The organism is Planctomycetota bacterium (assembly GCA_026387035.1).
In the GTDB taxonomy this organism is placed as follows: domain Bacteria; phylum Planctomycetota; class Phycisphaerae; order FEN-1346; family FEN-1346; genus JAPLMM01.
The window spans coordinates 1-8,146 of sequence record JAPLMM010000226.1; the positions used below are offsets into that span (position 1 = coordinate 1).

6 protein-coding genes are annotated in these 8,146 nt (G+C 64.7%); 1 reads left to right on the plus strand and 5 read right to left on the minus strand.

Annotated elements, in window-relative coordinates:
- The 4 genes from NTX40_08170 to NTX40_08185 all read right to left on the minus strand — a co-directional run.
- Positions 1 to 716 (minus strand): hypothetical protein (locus NTX40_08170; GenBank protein ID MCX5649053.1); only part of this gene is annotated, 716 nt, incomplete at its 3' end.
- On the minus strand, positions 685 to 834 hold the full coding sequence (locus tag NTX40_08175; GenBank protein ID MCX5649054.1) for a hypothetical protein: 150 nt from the start codon (positions 832 to 834) through the stop codon (positions 685 to 687). The genes NTX40_08175 and NTX40_08170, both read right to left, overlap by 32 nt.
- Before the next feature lie 17 nt (positions 835 to 851).
- Positions 852 to 1,988, minus strand: a complete 1,137-nt coding sequence (gene aroC, locus NTX40_08180) for a chorismate synthase (GenBank protein ID MCX5649055.1) — start codon at positions 1,986 to 1,988, stop codon at positions 852 to 854.
- 233 nt (positions 1,989 to 2,221) lie between these two features.
- Positions 2,222 to 3,109 carry a phosphoribosylaminoimidazolesuccinocarboxamide synthase gene (locus NTX40_08185; protein MCX5649056.1) on the minus strand — a complete coding sequence of 296 codons (888 nt, stop codon included), beginning with the start codon at positions 3,107 to 3,109 and terminating at the stop codon, positions 2,222 to 2,224.
- 507 nt (positions 3,110 to 3,616) lie between these two features.
- Between NTX40_08185 and NTX40_08190 the strand changes: the two genes are divergently transcribed.
- On the plus strand, positions 3,617 to 4,963 hold the full coding sequence (locus NTX40_08190) for a PQQ-binding-like beta-propeller repeat protein (GenBank protein MCX5649057.1): 1,347 nt from the start codon (positions 3,617 to 3,619) through the stop codon (positions 4,961 to 4,963).
- Between the two features lie 269 nt (positions 4,964 to 5,232).
- On the opposite strand, the gene NTX40_08195 is transcribed toward NTX40_08190, so the two are convergent.
- Complete coding sequence (locus tag NTX40_08195) at positions 5,233 to 8,106, minus strand: hypothetical protein (protein MCX5649058.1); 2,874 nt, start codon at positions 8,104 to 8,106, stop codon at positions 5,233 to 5,235.
- Between the last annotated feature and the right edge of the window lie 40 nt (positions 8,107 to 8,146).

An 8,146-nucleotide genomic window follows, 5' to 3' on the forward strand; every position in this document is an offset into this window, starting at 1 on the left:
AACTGGCCGGGGCCGGCCCCTGTCTTCGTGTAGTCGGCGTCCACTGGAACCTTGCCGGTGATGGGGCCGCCGGGCACGTCTCGCGTCCAATCCGCCAGTTCGAGGTCGCGGCCGCGCACGGCAACGGTGGCCTTGTCGGCCTCGCCCTCCGGCCAGTGCCAGCGGACGCTCACGTCGAACGTCCCCGCGGTCCGGCTTGCCTCTTCCTTCGGTTCGCCCAGAAGTTGCCGGATCTCAGCGGCCGGCACATCTTTGGCGTCCACTTTCAGGCCGCCGAACACCCCCCGGTCCGACGCCGGGTCGAGAAACATGGCCACAGTCCACTTCGGAGCGAGGAGAGTATCCGTGCTCGACCGGACCGCCTCGGCGCTGAGCGGCGGGAAGATTGTCACGCGGAAGATTCTGGTGTCGCTCAGGGCGACGGCGGCAACCTCGCCCGTGAGCCTCGCCGGGCCGAGGTCCAAATCCGCATCGAGGCGTTCGACGACGAGCGACACGAGCGGCGACGCTGTCTCCGCTTGGACCAGGCGCTGATTGATGGCGGCCAGCGTGGCCTCCGGATCAGAACCCGCGATCTTCACGGTGCCCCGCGCCGCGCGAACGTACCACCCGAACTCGTTCGCCTCGGCCTCGAGGTCCTCCAGGACTACGGCAAGGTGCCCGGGTCCCGCGCGCCAGAGGAGTTCAATGTGGCTGGCGACGGCCGTACTCCGCATTCATGCCGCCGCTGCCGACCCACGAGCCGTAGAGCGCGAGGAGCGCCAGCGGCCCGAGCACCAGCAGAAAAAGCAGGACGAACACGATTCGCCGGACGTGCTTCTTTCGTAGGGCCATCTTCGCTCGTGGGTGGTTCAGAGTTCCAAGGCCGCCCGCCGCCACGCCTCGTAGGAAGCCTTCATTTCGCGCAAGGTATCGCCGCCGAACTTCTCGACGAGCGCCGCCGCCAGTTCCGTCGCCACCACCGCCTCGACGATCACGCTGGCCGCCGGAACCGCACACACGTCGCTGCGTTCGTAAGCGGCTGGCTCGGGCGCTTTCGTCTTCAGGTTCACGGAGGCGAGCGGCGTCTTGAGGGTCGCGATCGGTTTCATCGCGGCGCGGAGGACGAGCGGCTGGCCCGTCGTCATGCCGCCCTCCAACCCGCCGGCGCCGTTCGTCGGCCGGACAAAACCCAGCCCCGGCCCTTCGCGCTGCGAAGCGTCGAAGAAGATCGGATCGTGCACCTGGCTGCCCGGGCGTTCGCCCGCCGCGAAACCCAGGCCGATCTCGACGCCTTTGATCGCCTGGATGCTCATCACGGCCCGCGCCAGTCGCCCGTCCAGTTTCCGCGTCCATTGGACGTGGCTGCCGAGGCCGGGCATGAGGCCCGTGGCGACGCACTCGATAATGCCGCCGAGCGTATCGCCCGCGGCGCGGGCCTCGTCAATGGCGGCCTTCATCCGGGCGTCCGCCTTCGGGTCGGGTGAATATAAGTCGCTTTTGTCGCGGCACTTACGGCACTCGTCCAGGCGGTCCGGCGCCTTGGCCGCGGCCGGCCCGATGCGGACCACGTAGGCGAGAACCCCGATGCCGAACTCCGCCAGCAGGCCCTTCGCGAGGGCCCCGGCGGCGACGCGGCCGGCGGTTTCCCGCGCGCTCGCGCGCTCCAGAATGTTTCGCATGTCGGGTTCGAGATACTTCAGCGCCCCGGCCAGGTCCGCGTGTCCGGGTCGCGGCCGCAAGAGTGGCGGTGCTTCCTCGAGCCGCGCGTCCCGGTTGCGGATCACCAGAATGATAGGGCTGCCGAGCGTCCGCCCTTGCCGCACCCCCGCCAGAATCTCGACGCGGTCCTTTTCGATTTTCTGTCGCTCGCTCCGCCCGTAACCTCCCTGCCGGCGCGCCAGGTCCGCGTCGATGCGCGCGACGTCCACCGCGACACCCGCGGGAAACCCTTCGACGAGCGCCACAATCGCCGGCCCATGGGATTCGCCCGCCGTTCGCACCACCAGTTCGCTCAAGAGGACTCTCCTTGCCCGAGGCTACTTCTACAACGCCATCTCACCGCAGAGAACGCGGAGACCGCGGAGAAAGCCGAGGCCTGGGTAACAACCAACAGCAGCCAACAACGCCCGCCTTCCCTTTTCGTCTTTACCCAATTTGTGCCGTTCTCTGCGTTCTCGGCGCTCTCCCCATGTAAGAAAGGGGCCCTCTGGGCTGCGTTGAAAAACACAGCGTAGTAGTGCTACTCGAACCGTTTCCCCGTCAGCCGCTCGTACGCCTCGACGTACCGCGCGCGGGTGTTCGAGACGATGTCGTCCGGCAGTTCGGGTCCGGGCGGCGTCTTGTTCCAATCCAGCGTGTCGAGCCAGTTGCGCAGGTACTGCTTGTCGAAACTCGGCTGGTCGTGGCCCGGCTCGTAGGAGTCGGCCGGCCAGAATCGCGACGAGTCCGGCGTCAGAACTTCGTCCACCAGGATGATTTCGCCGTCGGCTTCGCCCCATTCGAACTTCGTGTCCGCGATGAGGATGCCTCGCTCGCGGGCGTAGTCGGCGGCCTTCCGGTAAACCGCGAGGCTCCGGTCCCGCAACACCGTCGCCGCCTTCTTGCCGATGATTCCCGCCGCCTGGTCGAACGAAATGTTCTCGTCGTGTCCGCTGTCGGCCTTGGTGGCCGGGGTGAAGATCGGCTCCGGCAGGGGGTCGCACTGCGCGAGGCCCTTCGGCAGCCGCCTCCCTGAGATCGTGCCCTCGGCCTCGTATTCCCGCCAGCCCGACCCCGCCAGATACCCTCGCACGACGCACTCGACGGGAAAGACGTCCGCTTTTCTGCACAGCATCGAGCGGCCTTCGAGCACATCGGCATGGGCGCGGACGGCCTGGGGCATCCGGCCCATGTCGCTCGTGACGACGTGGTTGGCCGTCACGTCCGACAGAAACTCGAACCACCACAGGCTGAGTTGCGTGAGGACGCGTCCCTTGTCGGGGATGCCGGTCGGCATGACGACGTCGTAGGCGCTGATGCGGTCGGTCGCGACGATGAGGATCCGCTTCCCCAGGTCGTACACATCGCGGACCTTTCCTCGGCGAGCCGTGAGGCCTTCGAGGCGGGTTTCGCGGACAACCGGTCTCATGAAGGGCTCTCCCCATGCCACGTTTAGCCGCCCGTCGCGCCGTTGAAAGCCCGGGGATGAGCGCAGTTTACCCGCCCGTGGCGGGCGAATTTTACCCGCCTGTGGCGGGCCCCGGGACGCCGTTCCCCTGCACCCCCCGCGCCCGACGGTCATATCACCGCCCGCATGCATGATGCCTCCCCCCGCGCGGGCCGTCAAGTCTTATCCGCAAAACCCCGCGGGTTCCATCGTGAATGTTTTGTTCTTGAGAAGGGGGGCAGGTCGGGTATTCTTCGACTCGTAAGCAAAGACAGGAGGGGAAAGGTGTCAGGTACTTTTTTGCGACAACGCTTTCGGCAACCAGAACCAAGGCAAAAAAGTACCTGACTCCTTTCGCTCCAGATTTCCTATTAACACCGGACATTCAGGAGAACCGAGATGATCGACTACGACCCCCCTCCACCCAACCCCCTCCGCCCCCCGGGCCCCCGCCGCTTCCCACGCCCAATCAAATTTCCTATCAGGATCATGAACAGACGAGGCGGGATGGTGCGGGCGGCCTGGTGGGCGGCCTGCGTGGCCTTGCTGCTGACATTCGTCGCGCCCGCCAGGGCGGCAGAGGGCGGCAAGGCCTTCACCGTCGAGGCCGACGAGTTCGGGCCGGTCTATCGCGTGGACATGGCCAAGGTCAACTCGGCGGCGGACCTCGCGGCCGTGCCGGGGATTAAGATCGCCTGGGACCTTCACGGCCAGGAGCCCGACGAGTGGCTGGCCAACGCCCGCGATGTGGATGGCGACGGGAAGATCGACCTGATCGTCTCGGCCGGGACAAAGGACAGCCGCTGCATAGTCCGCTACGACCAGGACGGGCGGCGGATCTGGACCTGCGAGCGGGTCAACGACGGGGTGGGCAACGAGAGCGGCATGGCCGTCGAGGACCTGGACGGCGACGGAAAGTTCGAGGTCGTCTTCAACGTCGACCGCCAACTCTGGTGCCTGGATGCGGACGCCGGAAAGACAAAGTGGAAAATCGACCTGCCGAAGTGCCGCAACAACTATCAGGTCTCGGTGGTCGGGCACTTTCTGGACCGCAAACGCTTCGCCGTGGTCTGCCGGGTGGACCGCGACGTGACATGCTACGCCCCGGCCGGCCGGAAGGTCTGGACGTACCCCATCGACAACCAGGACCTGTATGGGCATGAGATGGCCCACTACGACGCCGACGGCGACGGGCTGGACGAGGTGTACATCTCGCTGAACGGCAAGTTCCTGGCACTGGGAGGCGACGGAAAACTGCGATGGGCCGACGCGAGTTGCCGCAATCACAGCGACTTCATCCTCTGCGGCGACGTGGACGGCGACGGCAATCGCGAGATCGTGTACGACCGCGACGGCTGCGCTGCCATGCGCGGGCCCGTCGTCTGCGTCGACGGGCGGACGGGCAAACTCGTGCGGGAGTGGACGTATGCCCGCCCGGGCAAGGACCACCTCCAGAGGGCGACGCTGGGCGACTTCGACCCCTCGCGGCCGGGGATGGAACTGGCGGCCGTCGGCAAAACACGGGGCGGGGGCGGGCTGATTATGTGGAGCAACGCGGGCACGCCCGCTTGGTGCAAGGACATCCCCACGGGCTGGGTGACCTCGGGCGACTGGAACGGCGACGGGACTCCGGAGATCCTGCTCAGCGCCGGCGCCGGCTGGGAGGTCTGGACCGGCGCGGGAAAGCGCCTGTACGCCATCGCCGGGATCGGCGAAAATTTTCCGCTGGGCGTCGAATGCGCGGGCCCGAAGCGGCCCGACCTCGACGGCAACGGCAAGGCTGACGTCCTGCTGACGACCTGGCGCGGCTACATCGTGCTCATGGAGGCCCCGTAAGGGAATTGCGGCAAGAGCCTGCGGGAGTTCCGGGAGTTCCGGGGAAGTTCCGGGGACACCCATCAATGGCATTAAGTTAAGGGGATTTGAGGCGTTTCCGTGCAGCGAGGGACCCTGCGAACCGGGGCCGAAGCCGGGAAAGAGGAGATAAGTTCTATGTCACCGGAATTGCCGCCGGAATTCTCTCGGTTTTCGCGTGGTGCTGGCGCCGGAGGTGGGAGCAAAGAAGGAGTAAAGGAGCCTCCATACAACACGTGTAACCGGCTGTTCTACTTCCCGGCCAGCGGCAGCGGCCGGAAGTCCGGTTCATCCTTCCACTTCAGGTTCTTCTTGCCCTCATGGGTGCCGTAGTACGGGGCGTTGGCGTCGATCCAGGTGACGATCCTGATGAACTCCTCGCGCGTGAGATTCGCCTTGCACGGGTCCTTGCGAATCCGCTCGACCAGCTTGCTCTGATGCGAGCCGAACGTCAGCGGCGGCTCGGCCGCAATATTGGCGCTGCCAAAGCCGCCCTCGAGATAGCTGACCAACTGCTTCTTGAAGAAGGTCTCGTAGGAGCGGCTGAACTTCTCGGTCAACTCACGGGTAAGGTCCAACTCGGCCTTGGGCTGCTGGCCGCCGTGGCAGTTGATGCAGTGTTTGTCGAAGATCGGCTGAATATCCAGGGCGTAGTGCACGGAGCGAGGGCCTGTGTCGCCGGGCTGAGGGCGGAGCGTCTCGGTTGGGCTGTTCATGGCCATCGGTCGGCCGACTTGCAGCGGTGGAGCCGAGGTGCGGGGCTCGTGGCACCCGATGCAGGATCTCTTTTCGCCCGGCATCAGGTTGATGAAGGTGCGCATCCGCTGCAATTCCATGTAGTTCTCATCCAGCGCCTGGAAGAAGAGGTTTGTGTTGGGTGGGACCGTGAAGAAGGCCGATCCATCCTCGTGGACCGCCGCGATGCCGTGAATCTTCTTGATCGCGGGATCGGCGCCGTAGCTAACCGCCGATGCCTGCATGCCCGGGCCGCCATCTTCCTGTTTGCCCGACCGCCAGCCATCAAGCCAGGACAGGGTCATGGCCTCCATCACCCGCACATACTTCACCCTTCCGCGCTCGATGCCCGTCATCCCTCGGTATATGTCCCGGATGAACATCGTGGCCGGCGTGCCTTCTTTCGTCTTATCCGTCAGGGCAACTGTCTCGTCCGTGCCGCCAACGGGGGGAATATTCACGGGCCTAAGGCGCGGCCGAAGCGGGGTGGGCTGGAACGAGGAAAACTGCGGGTCCTGATAAAGTTCGGCCCGGTTACCCCACGCGTCCAGCGTGTAAATACCGAAGCGCACCTTCTCAGTGCCCTGAGTGGCATTGTGTGAAATGAGGAAGAACTTTTCGGAAAACGGGTGGGGCTCCCTGAACCAGCAGCCATTGCCTACCCCAGGGTACAGGCCCGGCATGTCGATCTCGGGCGTGATGTTCGTCATCCCCTCTCCGGTGGTCCGGCTTTTGTCACTATCGATAATCAACACCGGACCGGCCAAGCCCCCGTGGTGTCCCACCCCGACCGTCACAATCTTCCGGCTGCCCGGAATGCTCCGCACGTGGATCATCGCGCCCGGCCGGACGACCGTGTTTTTATAGATGTGGTCGGAGCCGCTGCCGTCGGGACGAACCGCCCAAAGGCTCTGCGCGTTGCCGAATCCCTTGTCCACGTACTCCCAGCGGGTGTAGGCCACCCGGCCGTCGTCCAGCAGGCATGGGGCCAGTTCGTTGACCTGGCCGGCGGAAATACAACGCATGTTTTTGCCGTCGCCGTCCATGACGAACAAGGTGCTTGCCGTCACAGGGGCACAGAGGACCGCCCGCTGGGCGCGCGTAGAAGAGAACATGATCTTATCGTTGGGCATATAACACGGGTCCATATCGTCATAGCCGCGCCCGTAGCGCTGGATGGTCTCCGCCTCGTCGGCTCCGTCGACCGTGATCTGTCGCAGGCTGTTACCGCCTGCCCTGAGCCCCGTCTTCGGATCAATGTCGATTTCGTAGATGCGGTAGGATCCGCCATTCTTGGTATAACAAAACACGACCTTGGTGGCGTCAAACGACAGGTCGAAGCGGCCGAACACCCCGCCGTCCAGTTCCGGCACCAACTTGGTCACTTTGCCGTCGGGGGACACCGGCGAAAGGACGCAGAGATTGCCGCCCGGATTGCCATTGCGGAGGTGCCCGGTGTAAATGCTCACGCCTTCATGGATTTGCGTGACGAACAAGAGTTTGTCGAACTTCATCTCCGGATGGGCCAGCATGGCGTCGCGCTGAAGCACTTTGAGCGCATCCTCGATCGGCTGCTTCTGCTCCGGCGTGCCGCCCTGGGCCGCCTTCTGCTTCTGGTCCAACTCGGCCAATTGCTTCAGATACTCCGGCCCCTTCGGATAGCCCGGGCCGTATTCGGCAATCACGTCTTCAATGGCCAACCGCAGGGCCGCGACGTTCACGCTGCCCCGCGGCAGGAAGATCCTATGGAGGGCGGGCTCGATGCTGTCAAACTTCACTTTCCGCTCAGCCGGCTTCCAATCCTTCGGAAAGGCTACCGGCGAATCCAGCCGCAAGGCGCTCAAACGCGGGGCCAACCCTTCCCGGCTGAATTTCAGCGTGTGCTTCCCTTTGGTGACCGGCAGCTTGCAGGCCTCTTCCCACTCCACACCGTGAAGGCCCTCTGCATCTCTGGGCCGATTGTGCGCAGGATGCCGGTCCGGGTAGGGCGGCGCATTGCCGGTCACGCGTCCGCAGCACGTGCCGATTTTCTCGCCGTCGAGCCAAACGTCCATCGGGCGCTTCTCGGGCGACCCGTAACGGACGTGAAGCGTGTAAGTGGCGTCGACGGGGAACTCCACGTCATATTCAACCACCCACGGCAACTGGCCTCCGTCACCGACCACCAGTTCGGGAAATTTGTCTCGATAATCGGCATAGATGTCCGGGTTGGCGAAAACCTTGGCGTTGCCGCGGTCGAAAGTCCAAACAGCAATCTGCAACGCTCCGGCCGGTCCGGCCTCGGCAGGCGCCGGCGAGAACGCGAAGCTCCACACGGCAAGGCACGCCACGGCGAGCACCGCCAACGTCAGCGGGCCACGCCGCCACGGCAGGCACGATTCAACTCTCATCGACAGTTCTCCCTTAAAAAAACAAACGTGGTGTCTTAGT

Excerpts from the sequence above, each read along its gene's own strand:
- NTX40_08175 (MCX5649054.1), bottom strand. The coding sequence starts at position 834 with ATGGCCCTACGAAAGAAGCACGTCCGGCGAATCGTGTTCGTCCTGCTT.
- NTX40_08185 (MCX5649056.1), bottom strand. The coding sequence starts at position 3,109 with ATGAGACCGGTTGTCCGCGAAACCCGCCTCGAAGGCCTCACGGCTCGC.
- NTX40_08190 (MCX5649057.1), top strand. The coding sequence starts at position 3,617 with ATGAACAGACGAGGCGGGATGGTGCGGGCGGCCTGGTGGGCGGCCTGC.
- NTX40_08195 (MCX5649058.1), bottom strand. The coding sequence starts at position 8,106 with ATGAGAGTTGAATCGTGCCTGCCGTGGCGGCGTGGCCCGCTGACGTTG.